Here is a 22,120-nt window from a genome sequence, read left to right on the forward strand (position 1 = left end):
GGAGGGTAAATGCCGATTGAAGTGCCCTGGCGGGAAGTGAGTGCCGAGACCCTCACCAATCTGATCGAGGAATACGTGACCCGTGACGGCACCGATTACGGTGAGCAGGAAGTGCCGCTGGCCACCAAGGTGGAGCAGGTGCGCCGTATGCTGGAGCGGGGCGAGTGCCGGCTGATGTTCGATGAAGCCACCGAGTCCGTGGACCTGGTTATGGTGTCCTGAGAGGGCCGCTGGTCAGTTCTATCCAAAATCGCTGTGGACGCTTGCCCGGACAAGCTCCCACGGAAAGGACTACGATATACCGAAGCCAGCAGAGCAAATCGTTCCTACGCCCGCCGGGGCCGCTTCTTGCGCCGCTGGCGGTGCAGGAAACGCACCGGCGCCAGGGCTTCCGCCAGAGTGTCATCCACCGGCAGCGGCAAGCCGCTAAGCCGGTCCGCCAGCAGATCCGCGCACAAGGGCGTGCCGGTGATACCCCGGCTGCCGTGAGCCAGGTTCAGCCAAACGCCGGGCGCTTCATCCAGAATCGGACCCAGCACCCGGGGCTGCGGGCCGCACAGTGGCAGGAAGTCGTTGCTTTGGCAGCGGAACGCCACCCGCCGATCCACCACTTCGATGTGCTCGCCGCCCAGTTCCCGCCACGCTTCCGGTAAGTACTGCTTCAGCTGCAGCAGATTCACCTGATCGTGATGGTCACTGGGCCGGGGGTTGTCATCGTGCAGATCGAAGGTGGCGCCGACACAATGCAGGCCGTCCACCGCCGGGGTCAGGTAGCCGCCATGGCAGCGGGCCTGTTGCCACTTGGCGCTGGCTTCGGTGGCCCGGCAGTAGCTGACCTGCCCGCGAATGATCTTGAGCGGCAGCCAATGCAGGTCGTCGAAACGGCGGGCCTGGGCGGCGGTGGCCAGGATCAGCGTGTCGCCCTCCAACTCACCGCCTCCCTGCACGGACACACGCACCGGGTCGCCGGCCACATAACCGGTGATTTTGTCCCGGCGCACTTCGATGGCCGGATGATCCAGCAGCGTTTCGCACCAGGCGCCCGGGCGCAGATAGCCGCCGCCGGCGAGCAGCATGCCGCCATCTTCCCGGGGCCTCAGCAGGGTATCGGGCCAGACCTCGCTTTGCAGGGCCCCGTTCAGTTTGTCCTGCTGACGTTGGTCCACCGGATACTGCACCACGCCGTTCAGACGGCCCTGTTCCGGATTGGGAAATTCAAACCGGTTCAGCCAGCGCAGTGCGTGCACGTAACTCATCTGATAGAAGCGGTTCTGCGGTGTCAGATGAGCACTGGGTGTTGAGTAGACCACGCCGGCCAGATTGCCGGAGGCGCCTTGGGCAATGCCGGCCGGGTCCAGCACCGTTACCCGCCAGCCCCGTTCGGCCAGTGCCCGGGCGCTGCTGGCGCCGGCCAGACCGGCCCCGGCGATCACCGCGTGGCCACGCTGCCAGTGCCGGGCGGTCCAGTTGTCGTCGCCGAATTCGCCCACCGCCATGTGGCGTTTATGGCCGAAGCCGTCGATGCGGCGCACCTGAAAGCCCGCTTCCTGCAAGCCGCGACGCACCTCACCGGCGGCGGTGAAGGTGGCGAAAGTGGCGCCGGGGCGGCTCAGCCGGGCCAATTGCCGGAACAGCTCCGGCTGCCACATGTGCGGATTGCGGGACGGCGCGAAGCCGTCCAGGAACCAGGCGTCCACGGTACTGTGGCAATGCCGCCACTGGGCGGTGGCCTCGCCGTACATTAGAGTGAGGCGCACACGTGGGTGCAGTTGCAGGCGATGGTAGCCGGGGCAGGGCGGCGGGTACTGCCGCTGCAAGGGCGCCACCAGATCGGCCAGATCCGGCCAGTGGGCCAGGGCGCGGGCCAGATCCTCGGCGTGCAGGGGATGCTTTTCCACCGACAGCAGATCCAGCAGGGTATCTTCCGGCGCCAGTCGCAGGAACAGGCGCGCCGCCAACAGCATGTTCAGGCCGGTGCCGAAACCGGTTTCGCCGATAACGAAATGCTGCCCGGGGCGCAGCGTCCGGAAGCGCTCCCGCAAGCGGTTGCCTTGCAGGAATACGTAATCGCTTTCCGCCATGCCGTCCTGACGGGAGAAGTACGGATCGTCGAAATCCGTCGCCACCGGCGTGTCCGCCTGCCAATCCAGCCGGGCCGGTTGCAGGGGTTCGAAGTCACCGTTGGATTCGCCGTTGGACATGGGCGGAGGCTCTCCTCAGAATTGGGCTGTCGATCGCGCCGGCGAGTTTATCACGATGCGAGTCTGGCGTTTGCACGGAACCAGGAGTAACCACGAAGCCGCTGTGGGAAGCTTGCCTGCAAGCGAATGGGGTTCATTCGATGCATGGCGATATTCGCTTGCAGGCAAGCTCCCACAGCGGCTTCGTAGCAGGATCTGTGGGGGCCAGCCTGCTGGCGAATGGGGTTCATTCGATGCTTGGCGATATTCGCTTGCAGGCAAGCTTCCCACAGCGGCTTCGTAGCAGGATCTGTGGGAGCCAGCCTGCTGGCGAATGCCGGTCCTCCGGTGTTGGCACATTCGCTTGCAGGCAAGCTCCCACAGTGGCTTCGTAGCTAGTTGTTCGTGATTTCTGAACTCGGGAGATAGCTTTGATCTGGTCAGTAATGGCGCCGGTGGTGGCCTGTGCCGGCGTCGGTTATTTCTGGGGGCGTAGCGGACGTCCCTACGACATTGCCATGGTCAGCACGCTGGTGACCACCGTGGCCACACCGTGCCTGATCGTTGCTACGTTGGGTAAAACCGGACTGTCGCTGACGGCGCTGATGGAAATGGCCGGGCTTTACGCGGCGGTGTTCATCGGTACCGCGCTGGTCGCGCTGGCGGTGATTCGTATCAGTGGCCGCTCGCCACGGGTGTTTCTGCCGGCCATGTTGTTTCCCAACACCGGCAACATGGGGCTGCCATTGTGTCTGCTCGCGTTTGGTGACCACGGTCTGGCGTTGGCGCTGGCCTGGATGATGCTGTCGTCGGTATTGCAATTCTCCTTCGGCCTGGCGGTGGTCAGTGGCCAGGGGATATCGCGCAAGCTGTTCATGCACCCGATTCTGATATCGGTGGTGATCGCTTTGATCATGGTGATTTTTCGTATCCGCTTACCGGAGTGGCTGTTCAACAGTGTCAGCCTGATTGGCGATCTGGTGATTCCGATGATGTTGATCACCCTGGGCGTGTCCCTGTCGCAACTGCGCGTCAATGACCTTGGCCCCGGCGCCGCGTTTGCCGTATTGCGACTGGGCGCGGGATTCGTGTTGGCCTGGCTGATCTGTGCAGTGACCGGCACCGAAGGCATGGTGCGCGGCGTTGTGTTGATCCAATCCACCATGCCGGTGGCGGTGTTCAATTACCTGTTGGCGCAGACGTACCGCCAGGGCCCGGAGCAGGTGGCGGCCATGGTCATGTGTTCCACCGCCTTGTCGTTCGTGACTCTGCCGCTGTTACTGATGGTGGCGATGGGATAGAGCGGTCCGCGCGGGCCGGTGTACAGGCCGGGGGGCAGCGGTGTATAACTGGCGCCGGAAGGCCGGTTTCCGGCTTTCATTTTCATGCGGGAAGAATAATGAATATCAAAGTGCTGACCATGTTGAGCGGGGCGATTTTGTTGAGTGGCTGTTTCGGCGGGGACGGAGGCGACAGTCATCAGAACACTCAAGCGGTTGCCAATACCCAGCCTGGCGCGCGTATCGTGCCGGCGGATCAGGTCATGAGTAGCGGCCGTCACCGTAATGAAGTCCAGGCCCCCAATGGCGCCGCGTCGGTTCAGGCCAGCAGCGAGAATTTCTCGGCCACCACGGAAGTTTCGGTGATTCGCTGACGTTGCCAGGGGGAACGCGATGATAACGTTGCAACAGTGGCGGGATTGTGAGGGGCAACCATTCACTTTGCCTGACGGTAACATTCTGGTTCTGGAGTCGGTGTCCATGCCGGTGGCGCCGGACGGCTGGGAGTGCTTTTCGCTGCTGTTCGCGGCGCCCTGCGAACTGGAGCAAGGCATGCGGACACTGCGCCATCCAACGTTGGGTGAGGAGGCCGTGTTTCTGGTTCCGTTGGGCCCTTTCGGCGCCACCGACGGTGCGCAGCGCTTCGAGGCGGTGTTCAATCGCCGGGCCGCCAAAATCGTGCGTCAGCGGACTGAGTGATAGAGACGGGGTTCGTCCATCCATAAAACGCCCCCCAGGGCGCCCTGTGCATTTAATGTTTGGCCGTGTCTGTCTTTACTTCTTTGTCTTTACCACTTTGCCAGGGCGGGAGCGGGAAGGGCATACCCTAAACAGGGAGGGTCATTTGGGAAGGGTATTGGCGTGGCGGCGAGAAACCCGGCTACTCATGGGGTTTGGTCTGCGCGGCGCGAAACTCCGCCTGGGCCCGCTTGAGCAATAGCAACAGCCAGCGGCTGTTCTGGTCCCGCGAATAGCCCTCGAACAGCAAAAAATGGTCGCCCATGTGCATCAGCAGCAGCGCCTGGTCACGACGGTTACCGTTGTTGTCCAACCAGTGCCAGCGGCTGCTGGCGGTGGCATGGCCTTCCAGATCGAACAGCCGCTCCTCGTCCACGGTGAGCGACAGATCCGGGCGTTGCATAAGGTGATCCAGGCGCCGTTGCCGCAGTTGACCGTAGCGGCCGGACACTGCCCGTCGCGGTGACATCCGTTCCCAGCCTCCCGGCATCGGCACCACCGTCACGGTGACGCGTTCGCCGGCCGGGGCCGGCAGGCGGTAACGCCACTGGCGCCGCCGTGGCGCGGTAATCTCGCCATCGGCTTCCAGGCCGGCCAGGGTCTTCGGCGTGCGGAAGCGGTGCACGTCCCAGTCGGGATCCTCAGCCAGCAAACGAGGAGGTGACGAGGTCTGGGTAATGTTCTGACAACCGCTCAATCCCAAGGCGAACAGCAGGAAAGTAAAAAAAAGAATCCTCACGGGCACGGTGGTTCCGTCGTTATGGATGAAGCGCCTATGATGACATAGTCGTTCCCGCCGCGGCTGCCCGCGGGCGCACAGTGTGCGGCGATGCGTCGTCATCGTCGGTGATGGATGGCACAATGGAACGGCTCGGGAAGAGCACCGGTTGGCCCTGGATGGGAGAAGCGGTTGGCCAGTAAAAGAACAGCCTTTCCCGCCATTGCTTTGATGGCGGCGTTGATCACGGTGCCGTTCGTGTTGTTGGCGCTGTTGATTCTGCAACACCGCCTGGCGGTACACGACAACTACCAACGCATGCTCGGTGATATTCGTGCTTTCGAGGCCGGTTTGGCGGTGGCGCCGGTATTGGAGGAAGTCCGGGATCTGGCGGTGGGCATGGTCCACCTGGAATCCGCCGAGTTGAACATTCGCTATCGCGGCGCCCGCGAGCGAACCGATCAGCGTATCACCGCTTTCCTGGATACGCTGGTGGCGCTGCCGTCGCCGGGACTGCTGGATCAGGGCGGGGTGTTGCGCCGGGAATGGCGCGATTCGGCGGTGCGCACCGGCATGTCGGTGGAGGATGTGGCCGGGCCTTTCGATAACGTCGAGCAGATCAATGAGCGCTTGTACGCCACCCTGGCGGCGGTGCTGTATATGTCCGATCTGTCCACCGGCACCCGGCCGCAGCCCAGCGAAGCGCTGTCGCTGCCGCTCAATGGCTTGCGCGAATTGACGCTGCACGTTGGCCTGATCCGCTCCATCGCCATGTACACCAGTTTGCGCGGTGGCTATCTGAGCGGTTCCGATGCGCTTCGCCTTGAGGCCGCCCGCCTCAAACTGGAAGAACAGATTCTGCTTCTGGACGGGCAGGTGCAGGCGCTGGCGGCCCGCGCCGAGGATGCCGCCTTACGGCAGCAGTGGCGGCCGTTGCGCGATTCATTGATGGCCTATTTGCAGTGGGTGGATCAGCAATTGGTGGCCACGCCCCGCGTCACCGTGCCTTGGCGCGACGCTCTGGGGCAGGGCGGCGAACGGCAGCGGCGGGTGCACGAGTTCGCCGGGCTCACCGTGGAGCTGGCCCGCCGGCTGGTGCTGCAGGCTCACCAAAACGCCCGCTACGACACGCTCTGGACCATGGGCGGTATCGCCGTGCTGTATCTGGTGGTGCTGCTGTTGAGCGGGGTCTTTCTGCATTTCACCACCAGGGCCATCCGCGGGCGGGCAGAGCTGCGCGCCAAAAGCCGTTTTCTGGCGCGCATGAGTCACGAAATCCGCACGCCGCTCAATGGTGTGCTCGGATTGGCGGAACTGTTGCGGGAGACCAATCCGTCGCCACGCCAACGGGAGTACATCGGCCTGATCGAGAACGCCGGCCGCACCTTGACCACGCTGATCAACGATGTGCTCGACTACGCCAAACTGGAGGCCGGCAAGCTGGAGCTGGAACCGGGACCGTTCGACCCGGCGGCGGAACTGAGCGATTGCGCGCGTATGTTCAGTCTGCCGGCCAGTGACAACGGCAATCTGATTCTGGTGGACGTGGACCCGGCCATGCCCGCGCAGGTGATAGGGGATGCGCCCCGGTTGCGTCAGGTATTCACCAATCTGTTGTCCAACGCGGTCAAATTCACCCGCCAGGGCTGGATCCGGGTCACCGCTCGCTGTCTGGAGCACAGTGATGACCAGGTGTTGCTGGAATTCGCCGTCAGCGACAGTGGCATGGGCATGAGCCGCGAGGAGCAGAAACGGTTATTCCAGCACTTTTCCCAGGCCAGCGCTTCGGTGACGCGACAATTCGGCGGCACCGGCCTGGGGCTTTCCATCAGCCAGGAACTGGTACGGCTGATGGGGGGCGAGATTCATGTCCGCAGTGCCATGGGCAAGGGCTCCCGATTCCGCTTTCGCATCCGCTTGCCGGTCTCGGCGCCGCCGGTGCCAATGGCGGAAATCCCCATGCGGCCGGCGCTGATGTGGGATCGCAGCGGAAATCTGGCGGCGCTGTTGAAAGGGGACCCGCGCTTCCAGTCGGTACGGATATTGGATTCGCTGGCGTCGTTATCGGCATTGCCGGTGGATAGGGACACACCGTTGTTGGTCAACGGCGTGCGTGACAGCGCGCAACTGGACAGCGCTCTGCAGGCGATCCGGCGCAGTGGCGCCGGTCTCCAGGTGGTGGTGTTGTGCGGCATGCGGCAAAGCGATGATCTCAGCATGCGGGACGACGTTACCCTGGTGCGCCGTTCGGTGCTCAGTGTCAGTGAGCTGCAGGAGCTGCTGTGTGACCGGGATGGCGCGGCGGCGCCCTTGTCGTCCCGTGCGTCCGGAGAGGAAGGGCGTGGGCTGCGGGTACTGGTGGCGGAGGACAATCCGGTCAATCAGATGGTGACACGGGGCTATCTGCAGCGCTTGGGCGTGCCGGCGCCACATCTGGCCGACGACGGCGCCCAGGCCTTGCAGGCCTTCACCACCGCCGCCGGCGGTTTCCGGCTGGTATTGATGGACCTGGACATGCCGGTGATGGATGGCTTCACCAGCGCCCGCCGGATGCGGGAGATGGAACGGGAACAAGGCTGGCCGCCAACGGTGATTCTGGCGCTGAGCGCCCATATTCTACCCGAATACGCGGACCGGCTGCGGGACGCCGGCATGGACGGCCAACTGATCAAACCGCTGACGCTGAGCGCGTTACAATCGGCATTACAACAATACCTGGGCGGTGTGTCCGCCCGATAATATAGCCAAGATAACGAAGAAGGGAGCAAAGGATGGCGGAGAAAGCACGGAGACCGGGGGCCGTGGCCCTGCTGCTGACCGCCTTGCTGTTGTGCCGGCCAGGGTTTGCCGACACGGCACTGACTTTCAGCCAGGCCTGGGAGCGGGTACTGGCCGAGGATCATGCTTTGGCGGCGGGGCTGGCCGGTCAGGATCAGGCCCAGGCGTTGATGGAATCCGCTCGCTCCTTGCTGTTGCCGCGGGTGGAGCTGGTGGGGTCCTATACCCGGCTGGACAAGCCGGTGGAGCTGGATGCCTTGTCAATGAAGCCTCTGGACAGCCTGGGCGATTCGCTGCCGGGGCAGCTGTTGATTCAATTACTGGGTGGTCAGGATGCTTTCATGACTCCGGTTACGCGGCGGGATATCACCAGCAGTTCCCTGGTGGCGTTCTGGCCGCTGTACACCGGCGGAAAAATCAGTGCTACCCGCCGCACGTTGCAGCTGGGCCGGCGGGAAGCCGCGGCGCTCTATGAAGAGGTGCGCCGGGCCCGTTTCCTCGAGCTGGTATCGACCTACTACGGGCTGGTCACCGCGGAGAAACTGGTGCTGACCCAGGAGCAGGCGGAAAGCACCTTGGCGCATCATCTGCGGGCGGCGGAGGCGCTCCAGCGGCACGCGCAGATCGCCGAGGTGGAACGGCTGGCGGCGCGGTCCGCCTATGATCAGGCCCGCATCGCGGCCCGCGACGCCCGCGCGAAGAGGGACACCGCGCGCATGGTGCTGACCAGCCTGGTACACGCCGATAGCCCGGTGACGACTCGCTCCCGATTGTTCACCAATGCTGCTTTGCCACCACGACAAGAACTGCTTGATGGTCTCGCCGACCATCCCAGCCTGCGTGTGCTGGCACTGAAGAAAGAGCAGGCCGGCACCCTGGGTGAGGCCGCCCGTGGCGCCTACCACCCGGAGGTCTTTCTGTTCGGTGGGTACAGCGTTTATGAGGATGACTCCCTGGCCAGCGATCTGACGCCGGACTGGCTGGTGGGATTGGGCGTGCGTCTGCCGTTACTGGATCGTTCCGGCCGTGCTGGCAAAATTCGCGCCGCTGACAGCGCCGAGGAGCAGGCCCGGCAGTTGTACCAGGGGGCTCAGCGTAAACTTTCGGTATTGCTGGAGACCCAGTACCGGGAGGCGGATAACGCCCGCCGCACTTATCAGGATCTGGTCAGTAATGTGCTGTTGGCGGAGAAAACCCTGCACTTGCGTCAGCGTGCATTTGAAGAGGGGCTTGGCCGGGCGCTGGATGTGGTGGATGCCCAGACCGCGCTTACCGCCGCCCGCACCCGCCGGGACGCGGCGGCATTCCGTTATGTGGTGGCGCTGGCCCAGATACTGGCGCTGAGCGGCCGGCAGGAGCAGTTTTTCCTTTATCAGAAAAAAGAGCGGAAACAAGAGCATCAGCAACAAGAGGACGCATCATGAGCGCACGTAAAGGATTGATCCTGTTGGTGCTGGCGGCGGTGGTGGTGATTATCGCGGTGCTGTTCTGGCAAGCCTATCGGGTGCCGCCGTTACGGTTGCAGGGGCAAGTGGAAGCGCGTCAATACATGGTGTCCTCGAAGGTGCCGGGCCGTCTCGCCGAGGTGAGGGTGCGCCGCGGTGACCGGGTGGATAAAGACCAGCCGGTATTCACCATCGACAGCCCGGAGCTGCGTGCCAAATTGGCCCAGGTGGAGGCCATCGATCGCATTTCCCGGGCATTGATCAGTGCGGTTGAGGGCGGCACCCGTGAAGAGAAAATCGCCGCAGCCCGCAGCGAGCATGAAAAAGCCAGGGTGGCCGAGCAACTGGCGGAAACCACTTACCGCCGGGTGCGCGCTCTGGCCGACGAGGGCTTGGTGGCGCGCCAACGTCTGGATGAGGCCTACACCGCCTGGCAGGTGGCGGTGAAGACCCGGGTGACCACCGGCGAAGTGCTGAAGCTGGCCGAACATGGCCCGCGCGATGAAGCGCGTGACGCCAGTGAAGCTACTGGTGATGTGACCGCCAGTCTGCGTTCGGAAGTGGCGGATTTGCTGGACGATACCCAGGCGCGCGCGCCTCATGCCGGTGAGGTGACCGACGTGCTGCTGCATTCCGGAGAGTTGGTGCCGCAAGGTTTTCCAGTGGTGATGCTGACCGACGCCAGCGACGCCTGGGCGTTGTTCAACGTGCGCGAGGATCTGCTCGAACAGTTCCAGCCGGGAAACCGGTTCACCGTGCGGATTCCCGCTCTGGACCGGGACGCCGGCTTTACCGTCAGCCATCTGGCGGTGCAGGGGGATTACGCCACCTGGAGCGCCACCGGAAAAGGGCAGGATTTCGATCTGCGTACCTTCGAAGTGGAGATGCGCCCGGATCAGCCCATACCCGGCCTGCGACCGGGCATGAGTGTTCTGCTGGACCTGGAGCCCTGAAATGATCGCCCCGGACGGCGTGGTCGCGCTGCGCGAGGAGCGGGGGTTGCGGCTGCTGGTGCTGTGGCTGCCGCCGCTGCTGACATTATTGTTCCTGGCTATTTTCGGCGGCGGTGAGCCTCGGCGGTTACCGGTGGGCGTGGTCGATCTGGACCATGGCGCCGAAGCCCGTGCCCTGGTGCGCCATCTGGCCGCCAGTCCCGGCCTGGATCCGGGCCATGCCTACTCGTCGCCAGGAGCGGCCAAGGCGGCGCTGCAACGGGGTGATATCCTCGCCATGGTGGTGATCCCCGAGGCATTCGGTGCGGATTTGCGCGCCGGCCTCAGTCCCAAGGTCGCTGCTTTCCACAACAGCCAGTTTTTATTGTCCGGCAAATTTTTGTCCTCATCCCTCACCGCCGCTGGTCAGGATTTCGCCGTCCGTGCCGGCGTGGCGCTGCGTTTGGGGCGGGGACAGCCGGCGCCCCAAGTGGCGGCGACCGCCTTGCCAGTGCGCCCCCACATCAAGGCGCTGTACAACCCGGACATGAGTTATGCCCGTTTTCTGGTCACCGCCATCGCGCCGGCCATGTGGCAGATCCTGATTGTGGTGGCCACGGTGCTGCTGCTGGTGTGGCGCCTGCGGCGGGCGCCGTTGCCCACGGCCTTCGGTGAGCGCTGCCGGACATTGTGGTCGCTGCTGTGGCCGGTAACGGCACTGCTCTGGTTGCAGGGATTGCTGATGCTGGTGATGTTCCAGGGCGGGCTGGATTGGCGGCCGGCCGGCAATGTGCTTTGGCTGGTATTGGGTCTGGGGTTGATGCTGTTGGCGGTACAGGCCATGGCGCTGATGATTCTGGCGCTGTCGGCGGAGCCGCTGCGGGCGCTCAGTCTGTGCGCCGCCTATCTGGCACCGGCATTCGCTTTCATGGGGGTAACCTTTCCGCGCGGCGACATGGTGACGCTGGCCAGGGTATGGGGGGATTTGATGCCCTCCACGCACTATCTGCAGTTGCAAGTGGCGGTGGCGGATCACGGCGCCCCCTGGTCCGTACTGTGGCCACCGCTGCTGATCCTGCTGCTGTTTTTGTTGCCATTGCCGTTATCCGCCCGGGCCTTGCCGGAGCGTCTGGAGGTGTCTTCATGAACCGGCCCGTTTGGTGGCGGGCCTGGCTGCGCGAGTGGCGGCTGGTGTACGGCGACACCTCGGTGCTGCTGGTGATTGCCGGCGGTGTATTGTTTTACGCGCTGCTGTACCCGCTGCCGTATCACCGCAACGTGCCCGGTGAGCAGGCGGTGGCGGTGATCGACCAGGACCGCTCGGCGCTGTCCCGGCAACTGATCCGCATGGCCGACGCCACGCCGCAGGTGAGGATCGTGGCGCGGCCGTGGAGTGATGAGCAGGCGCGGATGCTGCTGGCCCGCGGGGAAGCCCACGGACTGCTGGTGATTCCCGAGCATTTTCAGCGGGACCTTTATCTGGGGCGGCCCACTTCGTTGTCCTATGCCGGTGACGCCAGTTACTTCCTGATCTATGGCAATGTGGTGCAGGGCCTGCTCACCGCCGGCACCACTCTGGGGGTGGAGGCGCAGGCCATGCGCGCCTTGATGCAAGGAGAGTCACCAATGGCGATTCCCGGTGAGGTGATGCCGATGCGGCTGGTGACCAAGGCGGTATTCAATGATGACAGCGGTTACATCGGCTACATCGTGCCCGCCGTGTTTGTCCTGATTCTGCATCAGACCCTGTTGATCACCGCTGGCTGCGTCACCGTGCGCGACCGTTTGCGCGGCGGGCTTGGATTGACCGCGCCGGGGCTGGCGTTGCCGCTGCGCTTATCGGTATTCGTGCTGATTTACCTGCTGCTGGCGGCGCTCTATTTCGGCTTCTTCTTCCACTTCTATGAGGTGCCCCGGTTGGCGGGCAAGGGGGCATTGCTGTTGGTGACCACTTTGCTGTTTGTCACCACGGGGCTGTGTGCCTTGTTCATGGGGCAACTGCTGCAACGGCCGGAATGGCCCACGGTGGTGGTGCTGGTGTCGTCATTGCCAATCGTGTTCACCGCTGGTTTCGTCTGGCCGGAAGCGGACATGCCCGGCTGGGTGCGCGGGCTTTCCTGGCTGGCCCCGGCCAAGCCGGGCATCATGGCGCTGCTGAAATTGAATCAAATGGGCGCGGGGCTGGATGCGATACGCCCGGAACTGACCGGATTGGTGGTGCAGGCATTGGGATATGGCGGCGCGGTGGTATTGATGGCGCGACGACAGGCCGCCCGGGCTTGAGGCGCCTGTCGTTGGCCGGGATGGACCCCTAAGCTCTAAGCCGCCCCATTCGCAGTCGGCGCCAGCCCACCACGCCGGCCACTTTCAGCAGCGAACTGAGGCCGCCGGCGTCCGGCAGCGGCGCCTTGCCACGGGCGATACGCCCCAATTGCAGGGTGTACCAGGACACCTCCATCATGGCCGCTTCGTCCACCATGCGTACACCGGTGCGGATCGGCTTCACCCTGCAGTCGCGGGCGCGGCCATCCAGCAGGCGCCGGCTCAAGTCCGGTTCCACCACCAGAGGGCGAGCCAGGCCGACCATGTCGGTGGCGCCGTCGGCCAGGGCGCTGTTCATTCCCTCCAGCGTGCGGAAACCGCCGGTGACCATCAGCGGCACCGTCACCCGTTGCCGTACCTGTTCGGCGTAATCGAGGAAATAGGCCTCGCGCCGGCGGGTGGATTCCTTCACGCCCTGACCGGCCATGCGCGGCGATTCATAAGTGCCGCCGGAAATCTCGATCAGATCCATGCCCCGCTGTGCCAGCGCTTCCACCACTTGCAGCGATTCGCCTTCTTCAAAGCCGCCTTTCTGGAAATCGGCGGAGTTGAGTTTGATGGATACCGGGAAGTCGTCGCCGACCCGGGCGCGAATGGCATCGTACACCTCAAGGACAAAGCGGCGGCGATTCTCGGCGTTGCCGCCGTATTCGTCTTCACGCTGATTGGACAGCGGTGACAGAAACTGACTGACCAGGTAACCGTGGGCGCCGTGAATCTGCACGCCAGTGAAACCGGCGTCGCGGGCGAGAGCGGCGGATTCACCGAAGCGGCGCACGATGTCGGCGATTTCGGCCTGCGTCAAAGCCCGCGGCAGATGGAAGAAGCGCCCCAGTTTGGGATCGCTGAACGGCACCGCCGAGGGGGCCACCGCGCCGCGATTGAGCGCCTTCGGGGCTTGTTTGCCGGGATGATTGAGCTGCATCCAGATGTGCGTATTCTGCTCGCGCCCGGCCAGGGCCCAGCGTTCCAGCAGCCGTTTGTCACGGTTGTTTTCCAGCACCACGTTGCAGGGCTCGCCGATGGCGCGGCGGTCCACCATGACATTGCCGGTGACCAGCAGGCCGGTGCCACCCCGGGCCCATTCGCGGTACAGCCGTACCAGGCGCGGCGTCACCCGGTTGCCCGGGGTGCCCAGGGTTTCGCTCATCGCCGACTTGCCCAGGCGGTTCTTCAGGGTCGCGCCACAGGGCAGGGACAGCGGCTGGTCAAGGGTCACGGTCATCTCGGGACTCCGGTGGATTCGATGGGCCCATGATGCCCATTGAGGCCGGCTTTGCCGCGTCCTCTCGGGCCAAAAGCGGGGCCGATCCGCCATTGGAGCGGCCCCATTGATCCGTCATAATGCGCTCCCCGAATGGCCGGGCCGAGCACAACCGGGAGCGCCCCATGACCGAGCAACGAGACGACATCTACGCCCAGCAGCGCGAACGCATCGAACGGTTTTCCTTCGATGAGCGGGTGGTGCGTGTCTTCCCCGACATGATCAAGCGCTCGGTGCCCGGGTACGCCACCACCATCGACATGATCGGGGTGCTGGCGGCGCGCTACGCCCAGCCGGATACCTGCCTCTATGATCTGGGCTGTTCCCTGGGAGCCGCGACCCTGGCCATGGCGGCCCTGACGCCGCCGGACAAAGGCTCCCTGGTGGCGGTGGACAATTCCCCGGCGATGATCGAGAAGGCGCGGGACCTGTTGCGGGACCAGGGTTTGCAGGACCGGGTCCTTTTACGCCAGGCGGACGTGGCGGAGATGGCCTTCGAACCCACCTCGGTGGCGGTGCTCAATTTCACTCTGCAATTCATTCCCCTGGAACAACGCGACGCGCTGATTCAGCGTCTTGCCGACGCCACCCGCGAGGGCGGTATTCTGGTGCTGTCGGAGAAAATCCGCTTCGAGGACGCCGCCGAGAACGCCCTGCAAAGCGAGTGGCATCATGCGTTCAAACGCAACAACGGCTATTCGGATCTGGAAATCAGCCAGAAGCGCAGCGCCATCGAGGAAGTGTTGTTACCGGAAACCCTGGCTGTCCATGAGGAGCGGCTGCGCCGGGCCGGTTACCGCGAGGTGCGGGTCTGGTTCCGCTGCTTCAATTTCATGTCGCTGGTGGCGGTACGTTGATGGAGACTTACCTGACGGCGTTGGGCGCGGCCCTGGAGCAGCACCTTGGCGAAGCGGCGGCGCCGATGCGGGCGCTCAGCCGGGAGCGTCTGGTCGAACGCCCCCACGGGGATCTGCCGCGTTGGCTGTCGGCTCTGGAGCGGTTGCCGCCGGGACCGGCGCCCTGTGACTTTGCCCGGGATACGGTGACCATCGGCGAACCCGGCGCGGCCGGGGATACGGAGGCCCTGCACCAGGGACTTACCGGGCTGATCCCCTGGCGCAAGGGGCCCTTTTGTTTCTTTGGCGAGCACATCGACACCGAATGGCGGTCGGACTGGAAATGGCAGCGAGTGGCGCCGCATCTCAGCGACCTGCGCGGCCGGCGCGTGCTGGACGTGGGCTGCGGCAGCGGCTACCACGGATGGCGCATGATCGGCGCAGGCGCCGACTGGGTACTCGGCATCGATCCCACCATTTTGTTCCTGGTGCAGTATCTGGCGGTGCGCCGCTACGCGCCGGCGGCGCCATTCTCTTTCGCGCCATTGCGGATGGAGGAATTGCCGGCCGCTCTGGAAGCGTTCGACACGGTGTTCTCCATGGGCGTGCTGTATCACCGCCGCTCACCGTTGGATCATCTGCTGGAGTTGCGCGATGCGCTGCGCCCCGGTGGTGAACTGGTGCTGGAAACCCTGGTGGTGGAAGGCGATGAGCGTACCGTACTGATCCCTGAAGGCCGCTATGCCGCCATGCGCAATGTGTTCTTCCTGCCCAGCACCGCCCAGTTGTCGACCTGGCTGCGGCGCAGCGGCTTCGATCAGGTGCGTTGTGTGGATGAGTGCGTCACCACCACCAATGAGCAGCGCGCCACCAAATGGATGCGCTTTCAGTCACTGCCGGACTTCCTCGATCCGGCGGACCCGTCCCGCACCCGGGAAGGGCTGCCAGCGCCACGCCGGGCAGTGATGATCGCGCGGCGAGCCCCCTGACCGCCGCTCTCGGCCGAGCCGTCCCGGCAGCCATGCCAGCGGCGGAACACAGGAGTATCATGGCGCTATTCACACGGGGTGCGAGGTTGCCATGCTGTCTGTTGTTGTCGTTGCGTTGTCCAGTTCCGCCCTGACGCTGATCGTGGTGTCTCTGTGGGGGCATTTCTATTTTCAGCCGAAGCTGCGCCGGACCCTGGAAAAGGATATGGAAAAACAGGCGCGTCAGGCCGCCGAAGTAATAGGCGAAAGCGTGGAAGCGGCGGTCAAGCGTGGCCTCGCCGATGGCTTGCGCAACCTGCCCACCCGGGAAATCCTGGAAGAAACCAGCCGCAGCCTGGCCCGCTCCGGCAGCGAGATCGTCGGCGAACGGCTGGGGAAGTTCTTCGGCAAGAAAGAAAGATGAAAAAAGCAGGGAACAGTTAACAGGGAATAGTTAACAACGAAAAGCAAAGGGCATTGCGATTCTGCAAGGGCTGATTGCGTATCAGCAATCCGGTGCTATTGGTTACCTTTTCCTTTCAAGACAACGGAGCTGCCCTGGGTTTGGGCGCGGCCTCGTTACTTCCCGGTCACGCCTTCCGCTTTCGCGCAACTATTCACTGTGCACTGTTCACTATTAACTGCTTTTCTTGTTTCCCCACAGTCTTCCCAGCAGCAACGCCAGACCCAGGCTGAGCAGGGTCAGGGACAGATAGTCGTGTGAAAGGGTTTGCCAGAGGCTGTGCCAGTCGCCTTGGACGCGCATGAAGGCGGCGCTGATCAGGCCCAGGCCGACCAGCAGAAAAGCCAGGTCCAGCCGGCGTGAGCGGCGCAATTCCAGGCGCATCTGCCGGAGCTCATCCAACAGGTCTTCCTGCAGCAGCCGCTGCTCCGCCAACTGAGTGGCCAGTTCGCCAACCTGGGTGGGCAGGGTGGCTAGGCGTTCCAGCCAGGCCGGGTCCTCCCGGCGCAGCAAGGCGAGCAGATCGTGCAGACGCACGTGATCATCGAGCCAGTTACGGACCAGCGGCCACAGGCTGAACTCGCTGATCATTTGCTCCAGCCGCAGCAGGAGATCCTCGGGACCGGTGATGCGCAGTTCCTCGCTACTGCTGTTGGGCGCCAGCAGCCAGTGGAGCAGGGCGCCGAGAGGGGCGCGGATGCGAATATCCACCTGGCCTTCGTAGTCGGTGAGCAACTCGATGCCGTCGGCGTAAATCAGCACATACAACACCCAGCGTGGCTGATCGCCCCGCAAACGCACCACGGTGCCGTCCAACGCCGCCAGTTGATCACGGCCGCGGCTGTGAGCGGTGAGCACCTGATTGAGCAGGCTTTCCAGGGTGCCGTAAAGGAGCAGCCCGGAAAGGCCGGTGGTGGTGGGTGAAGCGGGCATGCCTGTCCTTGTGGTGTGTACCTGGTCGCGTGAATGAAAAACCCAGCCCGAAGTATGGCCTTTTGCCGGCGGAGTTGCCAAAAATTACGCGATGGTGGTTATCCGGGGCCACCCTCATGCTTATACTAGGCACTTTAATCAGCACATCACATTGGCTGTTTTGACTCGGTGTGGCGGTTACACAAACTGTTCGGCGCGATGCTTGATCGTTAGAGTACTCCAGACTGGCGCCTGCCGTGCCGTTGGTGACCGATGCCAGGGGAGTCTTTACCCAGATGTTGGATTCTTTTTTTTCCCACCCGGACTTCTGGAAGTTATTCAGTATTCCGTTTATTGCCGGGGCGGTCGGTTGGGTCACCAACTGGGCGGCCGTGCAGATGACCTTCTATCCCCTCGAGTTCATCGGTATCCGTCCGATTTTCGGCTGGCAGGGCATCATTCCGTCCAAGGTGGAAAAGATGGCCGGCATCGTGGTGGAGAAAACCCTGCAGAAGCTCGGCAGCCTGGACGAGTTCTTCCGTGAGATGGAGCCGGAGAAAATCGCCGCCCACCTGACCAAAAGCATCCAGGCGCGGATGGAAGAATACGTCGATGAGGTGATGACCGAGCGCAATTCCGTGCTTTGGGAGAACCTGCCACTGGTGGTGCGCCGCCGGGTTTACAGCCGTGCCAGGCGGGCCATTCCAGCGGTGATGGATAATGTGGTCGAGGACATCAGCCGCAACCTGGAAAGCCTGGTGGACATGAAGCACATGATCGTCAGCCGCATGCGCGAGGACAAGGCGCTGATGGTGCAGATGTTCAAGGAAGTGGGTGAGCCCGAGTTCCGTTTCGTCACCAATTCCGGCTTCTACTTTGGTTTTCTGTTCGGCCTGATTCAGGTGCCGGTGTTTATTTTCGTGCCTGGCAACTGGGTGTTGCCGTTGTTCGGCTTTATTGTCGGTATCGCCACCAACTGGCTGGCCCTGAACGTGATCTTCCGGCCGCTGAACCCGGTGCGGGTGGGGCCATTCCGGGTCCAGGGGCTGTTCCTGAAACGCCAGAAGGATGTGGCGGAATCGTTTGCCCGGCTCACCACCGAAGAGCTGGTGACGCTGCGCAATATTATGTACCAGGTGGTCAACGGACCACGTGGTGACCGCACCAAGGCGTTGATCAAGCGTCATCTCAAGCCGCTGCTCAGTGGCGGTGTGGTGCGGACCGCGGCGCAGTTGACGGTGGGGCCGGGGGGCTATGCCGACCTCAAACGCGCGGTGGAGGACAAAGCCGTGGATCTGGCGGTGGAGCCGTTCGAGGACGACAACTTCAACCGCGAGCGCAGCTCCATTATCGAGCGGCTGATGTGTGATCGCATGCAGGCGCTCAGTTCCGTGGAGTTCCAGGACCTGCTGCGTCCGGCCTTCCAGGAGGATGAGTGGATCCTGATCCTGGTCGGGGGCTTCCTCGGCGCCATGGCCGGGCTGGCGCAATTGATCTTCGTGTTTGGAGTGGCCTGACCATGGCATCCCTGAGCCTGACCCCGGCAACCCTGGCCATGCTGTTGGTGGGCTGCGCCCTGATCTCCTCCCTGATCACTCTGAGCGTGGTGGGGCTGGCGGTGAAGTTCCGTCTCTGGCCGGCTCTGGAGCGCCATATCGACCAGCGCCTGGAGCTGGCGGCGGATCGCCTGGAAGAGCGCTTGCGTCGTCGTGTCAGCGGGCTGGCCAAGGACCTGGCCCGGGGCGTCGGTGGCCTGGTGGTGGGGCGTCGCGGCCGGGAAGACGACACCGACCCGGAAGCCTGAGGCCAGCCGGCTGTAGGACAATTCCCCCCATCTTTCCAAGTGCTTTCCCTTATACTGTAGGGCGTTTTTCACAGCGCGCCGGCGATGACCAGGACGGCGCCCGCTTTCGGGAGAAGCATCATGTCCGATCAATCCAAGGACAATAACCAGGATAAAAAAGACGAACGCGGCCCTTTGCGCACCCTCACCGGTGCCTCCCGGGACCTGCGTAAGTACACCCACCAGATCTGGCTGGCGGGGCTTGGCGCTTTTGCCCGCGCGGAGGAAGAGGGCAGTGGTTTCTTCGACGCGCTGGTGGAAGCCGGCCGCCAGGTGGAAAAGCACACCCGCGAGAAAGCCCCGCGGGTGGAGGACATAAAGGAACGGGTTCGTCATCACACTGGCGAGACCATGGACCGCATGGAAAAAGCTTTCGATGACCGCCTGAGTAAGGCGTTGTCACGGTTGGGTATCCCCAACAAGCGGGAGGTGGAGGCGCTGCAACGCCGGGTCCAGGAGTTGACCGATGCCCTGGAAAGGATGGAGGACGAGGAGTCGGAGCCCGAATCCAAACCCCGGGACCCGGAATAAATCGTGCTCCGTTTCCGTGGGATGCTGCCTTGGCAGCGAATCGACGTGTAAATCGGCTGCCCCACGACTCTGGGACAGCCGCGCCCTTGCTTTTCCCCTGCCTATTGCCAGCTTATTCACAAAGTTATCCACAGATTCGTCCGGCGTGCTCCACAGGGGCGCATCGGACTATGAAAAATAACGCTATTCATCCACAGGAATGACCTGGAACAGGGCAGAAGGCCAAAATCCGGACCTTGGCGTCTGTTCACTATTGACATCGACAAATCGGCCCGAAACTGTGCACAGCACCTGGTGGGATGTGAAAGTCGGTAACAAAACTTCCCAAAAGGTCTAAATCGCTTAAAGTTGATTCCGTAACTTATTGAAAAACAAAGATTTTCTTTAATTGGTCAAAAAAACGTCAAATTGCGCAATCTCCCCTTATTAAGCCGTCATGGCTTGTTTTCCTCACTTTCTCAACAGGGTTATCCACAGGAACTGTGGAAAACCGGCATGACCGTTCCAGGTCCCGGATTTTCCTTCCGTCAGTACGGTCAAAATCACACCAATGAACAGGTACCGGCGTACTGTCTGGGATGTGAGTCTTCTCGCACCGGTTATACACTGGTTTATCCACAGAAGCTGTGGGTAACCTCAGGCGAAGCCGCTCAGCAATCCCCCGTCCACCAGGAATGAGGTGCCAGTGACATAGGACGCGTCATCGGAAGCCAGCCAGACCGCGACCTTGGCCACCTCTTCCGCCGATGCAACGCGGCGCACCCCGCGAACCAGCTGGTTGGCCCGTGCCACCGCTTCCGGGTTGCTGCCGGTGGCACGCCGGAACATGGGGGTATCGGTTATGCCCGGGGCCACCACGCAGGCGCGCAGGCCCTGATCGGCGTAGTCGAGTGTGGCGCTTTGCGCGAGAGCTTCCAGGGCGGCCTTGCTACTGGCGTACGCGGCGCCGCCCGGGCGGGTGGCGTAGGCGTGCTGGGAGGAGGTGATGACAATGCGTCCCGCACCGCTCTCCAGCAGCGGCGGGATCTGGTATTTCATAGCCAGGAACACGCCGCGCAGATTGGTGTGGTGAATATGCTCCCAATCCTCCAGCGTCAATTGGTGCAGCGGTTTGAACAACACCTCGCCAGCGTTGTTGTAGCCCACGTCCAGACGCCCGTGGTGATCCAGTGTTTTATCGATAAAGGCGCGCACCTGCTCCGGCCGGGTGACGTCCGCTTCTATATACAGAGCCTGGCCGCCTTGTCGGGTGATCTCTTCTTGCACCTGCCGGCCCAGTGCGGTGCGCCGGCCGCAGAAGGTGACCCGGGCGCCTTCGGCGGCGAACAGGCGGGCGGCGGCGGCACCGATGCCCGAGGTGGCGCCGGTGATGGCAACGACCTTGCCGTGGAAGCGGCCTGGCGGGCGCGGCGGCGCGGGGGACGATTCCGCCTGGGCGGGGCTGGCGGAGAGGGTGGTGGACAGGAGGGTGGAGGGCGCGGCGCTGGCCGCCAGTCCGGTGGCTCCCAGCTTGAGAAAACGGCGACGATCCGGGGTCATGAGTTCAATGCCTTCGCGGTGGAATAGGGTGGCCTCCACCTTGCCGTCCGACAACCTGGGGATAAATGGGACTGGTCGCATGGTATTTTTGACTCCGAGTCATTAATGCATGCTTGGCAAGGCGGTCCTCATGTCCCTGGAAACCACGGAAATCAGTGTCTTTGTCAGTGTCGTCAAACTGGGCAGTTTTGCCCGTGCCGCGCAGGAGCACGGCATGACCCCTTCCGGAGTCAGCCGTGTGGTATCCCGCCTGGAGGAGCGGTTGGCGGTGCGCTTGTTGCAGCGGTCCACCCGGCGGTTGTCGCTGACCGAATCCGGTGCCGTGTTGTTCCGGCGCGGCCAGCGTGTTCTGCAAGAACTGCAACAGACGGAAAGCGAGGTCACCGCCGCCAGCCGGCATCCAAAGGGCGTTATTCGTGTCAACGCACCGGTGGTGTTCGGGCGGCAGCACATCGTGCCGTTGCTGAAACCGCTGCGTGATCGCTATCCGGAGCTGTCGATTGAATTGGAATTGAGTGATCGCTTCATCGATCTCATAGACGGCGGCGTGGACCTGGCCATTCGCATCGGCGCACTGGAGGATTACCGTCTGGTGGCCCGCCGGCTGTGCGCCAACCGACGGTTGCTGGTGGCCAGCCCGGCCTATATTCGCCGCCATGGCGTGCCCCGTGAGCCGAAGGAACTGAGCGATCACCAGTGCCTGATCTTCACCGCGCTGGAGAAGCCGCGCCATTGGCGGCTGCAGGGGCCCGAGGGCACGGTGTCGGTACCGGTGGCGGGGCCCGTGGTCTGTAATAACGGCGAGGTGCTGACCGAGGCCGCCAAGGCCGGCTTGGGCATCGCCATGGGGGTGACGTTCTCGATCGCCGATGCGTTGCTCTCCGGTGATCTGGTGCGGGTCTTGCCGGAGTACGAATTCGAGCCCTCGGCGGTGCATGCGGTTTACCCGTCGGCGCGGCAACTGTCGCGCAAGGTGCGGGCGGTGGTGGACTTCCTGGCCGAATCCTTGCCCGGGCCGCCGTCCTGGGATCTGGCGTTGCGCGGCAAGGTGGTGGGGTTCGAGCCGGCGCCCTGATCTGTGGGGCGGCAAGGATACGAATCAAGCTGCCTGTTGCCAGGTGGGGAGAGTCGACGGGCAGCGTTCCAGGACACGCTGCAAGCACATCCATGTGGGCTCGGGTTTGGCCTTCCCTGGCCAAACACGGTCCTGGAACACTGCCCGCCGACTCTCCACGAGCTCTGAAACCGCCTGCTTCGACTCACCTCCCGGGCTACGCGGCGGTATAGGGAGCGACAGTGGCCCATGAGCCGCGAGCTGTAGGATTGATGAGCCTCCGGCAAGAATGCCTTGAGGCACCGGGGCTGTTTCAT

At 63.3% G+C, this 22,120-nt stretch carries 21 protein-coding genes; 16 read left to right on the forward strand and 5 right to left on the reverse strand.

The genetic code is table 11. The features are described from left to right. Nucleotides 1–9 precede the first annotated feature (9 nt). Nucleotides 10–222: a YheU family protein gene (locus CRO06_RS05355; RefSeq protein ID WP_022994386.1), complete on the forward strand. Its 213-nt coding sequence runs from the start codon at nt 10–12 to the stop codon at nt 220–222. Nucleotides 223–326: 104 nt separating this feature from the next. On the opposite strand, the gene mnmC is transcribed toward CRO06_RS05355, so the two are convergent. Continuing rightward, on the reverse strand, nt 327–2,201 hold the full coding sequence (gene mnmC, locus CRO06_RS05360; RefSeq protein ID WP_097057931.1) for a bifunctional tRNA (5-methylaminomethyl-2-thiouridine)(34)-methyltransferase MnmC2/FAD-dependent 5-carboxymethylaminomethyl-2-thiouridine(34) oxidoreductase MnmC1: 1,875 nt from the start codon (nt 2,199–2,201) through the stop codon (nt 327–329). A gap of 410 nt (nt 2,202–2,611) precedes the next feature. Between mnmC and CRO06_RS05365 the strand changes: the two genes are divergently transcribed. The 3 genes from CRO06_RS05365 to CRO06_RS05375 all read left to right on the forward strand — a co-directional run bounded on the left by CRO06_RS05365 (nt 2,612) and on the right by CRO06_RS05375 (nt 4,159). Further along, complete coding sequence (locus CRO06_RS05365) at nt 2,612–3,481, forward strand: AEC family transporter (RefSeq protein WP_080530808.1); 870 nt, start codon at nt 2,612–2,614, stop codon at nt 3,479–3,481. A 98-nt stretch (nt 3,482–3,579) separates the two neighbouring features. After that, a complete protein-coding gene (locus CRO06_RS05370) occupies nt 3,580–3,834 on the forward strand; it encodes a hypothetical protein (RefSeq protein ID WP_026950007.1) in 255 nt (84 codons plus the stop codon). Between the two features lie 19 nt (nt 3,835–3,853). Continuing rightward, complete coding sequence (locus CRO06_RS05375) at nt 3,854–4,159, forward strand: DUF6916 family protein (RefSeq protein WP_097057932.1); 306 nt, start codon at nt 3,854–3,856, stop codon at nt 4,157–4,159. Between the two features lie 181 nt (nt 4,160–4,340). On the opposite strand, the gene CRO06_RS05380 is transcribed toward CRO06_RS05375, so the two are convergent. Further along, nucleotides 4,341–4,937, reverse strand: coding sequence for a hypothetical protein (locus tag CRO06_RS05380; RefSeq protein ID WP_143247721.1), 597 nt, complete (start codon nt 4,935–4,937; stop codon nt 4,341–4,343). Between the two features lie 171 nt (nt 4,938–5,108). Between CRO06_RS05380 and CRO06_RS05385 the strand changes: the two genes are divergently transcribed. Genes CRO06_RS05385 through CRO06_RS05405 form a run of 5 tightly spaced genes read left to right on the forward strand, consistent with a single transcriptional unit; the run spans nt 5,109 to nt 12,354 of the window. After that, nucleotides 5,109–7,655, forward strand: coding sequence for a hybrid sensor histidine kinase/response regulator (locus CRO06_RS05385; RefSeq protein ID WP_179746491.1), 2,547 nt, complete (start codon nt 5,109–5,111; stop codon nt 7,653–7,655). Between the two features lie 32 nt (nt 7,656–7,687). After that, a complete protein-coding gene (locus CRO06_RS05390) occupies nt 7,688–9,118 on the forward strand; it encodes a TolC family protein (protein WP_097057934.1) in 1,431 nt (476 codons plus the stop codon). Next, nucleotides 9,115–10,092, forward strand: coding sequence for an HlyD family secretion protein (locus CRO06_RS05395; RefSeq protein WP_035451714.1), 978 nt, complete (start codon nt 9,115–9,117; stop codon nt 10,090–10,092). The genes CRO06_RS05390 and CRO06_RS05395 overlap by 4 nt, the downstream gene beginning before the upstream one ends. A gap of 1 nt (nt 10,093) precedes the next feature. Then, a complete protein-coding gene (locus CRO06_RS05400) occupies nt 10,094–11,218 on the forward strand; it encodes an ABC transporter permease (RefSeq protein ID WP_022994401.1) in 1,125 nt (374 codons plus the stop codon). Beyond that, a complete protein-coding gene (locus tag CRO06_RS05405; RefSeq protein ID WP_022994402.1) occupies nt 11,215–12,354 on the forward strand; it encodes an ABC transporter permease in 1,140 nt (379 codons plus the stop codon). The genes CRO06_RS05400 and CRO06_RS05405 overlap by 4 nt, the downstream gene beginning before the upstream one ends. Nucleotides 12,355–12,382: 28 nt before the next feature. Here the strand turns inward: CRO06_RS05405 and CRO06_RS05410 are convergent, their stop codons facing one another. Continuing rightward, nucleotides 12,383–13,618, reverse strand: a complete 1,236-nt coding sequence (locus CRO06_RS05410) for an NADH:flavin oxidoreductase/NADH oxidase family protein (RefSeq protein ID WP_097057936.1) — start codon at nt 13,616–13,618, stop codon at nt 12,383–12,385. Between the two features lie 164 nt (nt 13,619–13,782). Here CRO06_RS05410 and cmoA point away from each other — a divergent pair, with 164 nt between their 5' ends. From cmoA to CRO06_RS05425, 3 genes are all read left to right on the forward strand, one after another. Further along, nucleotides 13,783–14,514, forward strand: coding sequence for a carboxy-S-adenosyl-L-methionine synthase CmoA (gene cmoA, locus CRO06_RS05415; protein WP_022994404.1), 732 nt, complete (start codon nt 13,783–13,785; stop codon nt 14,512–14,514). After that, nucleotides 14,514–15,482 carry a tRNA 5-methoxyuridine(34)/uridine 5-oxyacetic acid(34) synthase CmoB gene (gene cmoB, locus CRO06_RS05420; RefSeq protein ID WP_022994405.1) on the forward strand — a complete coding sequence of 323 codons (969 nt, stop codon included), beginning with the start codon at nt 14,514–14,516 and terminating at the stop codon, nt 15,480–15,482. The genes cmoA and cmoB overlap by 1 nt, the downstream gene beginning before the upstream one ends. Before the next feature lie 91 nt (nt 15,483–15,573). Further along, entirely contained in the window at nt 15,574–15,885 is a 312-nt protein-coding gene (locus CRO06_RS05425; RefSeq protein ID WP_014994134.1) for a hypothetical protein, read from the forward strand. Nucleotides 15,886–16,098: 213 nt separating this feature from the next. Here CRO06_RS05425 and CRO06_RS05430 read toward each other — a convergent pair whose 3' ends face one another. After that, a complete protein-coding gene (locus CRO06_RS05430; protein ID WP_055100722.1) occupies nt 16,099–16,857 on the reverse strand; it encodes a hypothetical protein in 759 nt (252 codons plus the stop codon). Nucleotides 16,858–17,132: 275 nt separating this feature from the next. Between CRO06_RS05430 and CRO06_RS05435 the strand changes: the two genes are divergently transcribed. The 3 genes from CRO06_RS05435 (at nt 17,133) to CRO06_RS05445 (ending at nt 19,210) form a co-directional block, all read left to right on the forward strand. After that, nucleotides 17,133–18,353: a DUF445 domain-containing protein gene (locus CRO06_RS05435; RefSeq protein WP_022994407.1), complete on the forward strand. Its 1,221-nt coding sequence runs from the start codon at nt 17,133–17,135 to the stop codon at nt 18,351–18,353. Between the two features lie 2 nt (nt 18,354–18,355). Continuing rightward, entirely contained in the window at nt 18,356–18,640 is a 285-nt protein-coding gene (locus CRO06_RS05440) for a hypothetical protein (protein WP_022994408.1), read from the forward strand. Between the two features lie 120 nt (nt 18,641–18,760). Continuing rightward, nucleotides 18,761–19,210, forward strand: coding sequence for a phasin family protein (locus tag CRO06_RS05445; RefSeq protein WP_022994409.1), 450 nt, complete (start codon nt 18,761–18,763; stop codon nt 19,208–19,210). Between the two features lie 636 nt (nt 19,211–19,846). Here CRO06_RS05445 and CRO06_RS05450 read toward each other — a convergent pair. Then, entirely contained in the window at nt 19,847–20,830 is a 984-nt protein-coding gene (locus tag CRO06_RS05450) for an SDR family NAD(P)-dependent oxidoreductase (RefSeq protein ID WP_218839872.1), read from the reverse strand. A 49-nt stretch (nt 20,831–20,879) separates the two neighbouring features. On the opposite strand from CRO06_RS05450, the gene CRO06_RS05455 reads away from it, so the two are divergent. After that, the gene (locus tag CRO06_RS05455) at nt 20,880–21,824 is read left to right on the forward strand and encodes a LysR family transcriptional regulator (protein WP_097057937.1); all 945 of its coding nucleotides are present in this window, start codon (nt 20,880–20,882) and stop codon (nt 21,822–21,824) included. The last annotated feature ends 296 nt before the right edge of the window (nt 21,825–22,120 follow it).

Origin of the sequence: Alloalcanivorax xenomutans, assembly GCF_900217905.1 — a bacterium.
In the GTDB taxonomy this organism is placed as follows: domain Bacteria; phylum Pseudomonadota; class Gammaproteobacteria; order Pseudomonadales; family Alcanivoracaceae; genus Alloalcanivorax; species Alloalcanivorax xenomutans.

Coding starts and splice junctions, on each gene's coding strand:
- CRO06_RS05355 (WP_022994386.1), top strand. CDS start 10: ATGCCGATTGAAGTGCCCTGGCGGGAAGTGAGTGCCGAGACCCTCACC.
- mnmC (WP_097057931.1), bottom strand. CDS start 2,201: ATGTCCAACGGCGAATCCAACGGTGACTTCGAACCCCTGCAACCGGCC.
- CRO06_RS05370 (WP_026950007.1), top strand. CDS start 3,580: ATGAATATCAAAGTGCTGACCATGTTGAGCGGGGCGATTTTGTTGAGT.
- CRO06_RS05375 (WP_097057932.1), top strand. CDS start 3,854: ATGATAACGTTGCAACAGTGGCGGGATTGTGAGGGGCAACCATTCACT.
- CRO06_RS05390 (WP_097057934.1), top strand. CDS start 7,688: ATGGCGGAGAAAGCACGGAGACCGGGGGCCGTGGCCCTGCTGCTGACC.
- CRO06_RS05395 (WP_035451714.1), top strand. CDS start 9,115: ATGAGCGCACGTAAAGGATTGATCCTGTTGGTGCTGGCGGCGGTGGTG.
- CRO06_RS05400 (WP_022994401.1), top strand. CDS start 10,094: ATGATCGCCCCGGACGGCGTGGTCGCGCTGCGCGAGGAGCGGGGGTTG.
- CRO06_RS05405 (WP_022994402.1), top strand. CDS start 11,215: ATGAACCGGCCCGTTTGGTGGCGGGCCTGGCTGCGCGAGTGGCGGCTG.
- CRO06_RS05410 (WP_097057936.1), bottom strand. CDS start 13,618: ATGACCGTGACCCTTGACCAGCCGCTGTCCCTGCCCTGTGGCGCGACC.
- cmoA (WP_022994404.1), top strand. CDS start 13,783: ATGACCGAGCAACGAGACGACATCTACGCCCAGCAGCGCGAACGCATC.
- cmoB (WP_022994405.1), top strand. CDS start 14,514: ATGGAGACTTACCTGACGGCGTTGGGCGCGGCCCTGGAGCAGCACCTT.
- CRO06_RS05425 (WP_014994134.1), top strand. CDS start 15,574: ATGCTGTCTGTTGTTGTCGTTGCGTTGTCCAGTTCCGCCCTGACGCTG.
- CRO06_RS05430 (WP_055100722.1), bottom strand. CDS start 16,857: ATGCCCGCTTCACCCACCACCACCGGCCTTTCCGGGCTGCTCCTTTAC.
- CRO06_RS05435 (WP_022994407.1), top strand. CDS start 17,133: ATGTTGGATTCTTTTTTTTCCCACCCGGACTTCTGGAAGTTATTCAGT.
- CRO06_RS05440 (WP_022994408.1), top strand. CDS start 18,356: ATGGCATCCCTGAGCCTGACCCCGGCAACCCTGGCCATGCTGTTGGTG.
- CRO06_RS05445 (WP_022994409.1), top strand. CDS start 18,761: ATGTCCGATCAATCCAAGGACAATAACCAGGATAAAAAAGACGAACGC.
- CRO06_RS05450 (WP_218839872.1), bottom strand. CDS start 20,830: ATGCGACCAGTCCCATTTATCCCCAGGTTGTCGGACGGCAAGGTGGAG.
- CRO06_RS05455 (WP_097057937.1), top strand. CDS start 20,880: ATGTCCCTGGAAACCACGGAAATCAGTGTCTTTGTCAGTGTCGTCAAA.